Source organism: Lentilactobacillus parakefiri (genome assembly GCF_002157585.1).
Lineage (GTDB): Bacteria > Bacillota > Bacilli > Lactobacillales > Lactobacillaceae > Lentilactobacillus > Lentilactobacillus parakefiri.
The window spans coordinates 1-215 of record NZ_BDGB01000012.1; the positions used below are offsets into that span (position 1 = coordinate 1).

Annotated in this window: 1 protein-coding gene; it reads right to left on the reverse strand. The window is 46.0% G+C overall.

Annotated elements, in window-relative coordinates; genetic code table 11:
- A partial coding sequence (locus LPKJCM_RS00840) for a transposase (protein ID WP_174658994.1) occupies positions 1-215 on the reverse strand: 215 nt, incomplete at both ends.

Consider the following 215-nt stretch of genomic DNA (forward strand, 5'->3'; position numbering starts at 1 on the left):
GCAGTGGTAATTCCCTTGGTATACAACTGAATGACCGTTGTTTCTAAATTATCACTGTGCCGACCGTAGGCTGGCAAGGTATGATTTTCAAACCGGCCATTGCGATCTCGAGGAATGGTTAAGTTAAGTTGGCCGTACTTCGTATCAAACGAGCGCTCATAACTGCCGTTGCGGTTATTACCAGTGTTAATCCCAGCGTATGAGTAGCGTTCGTA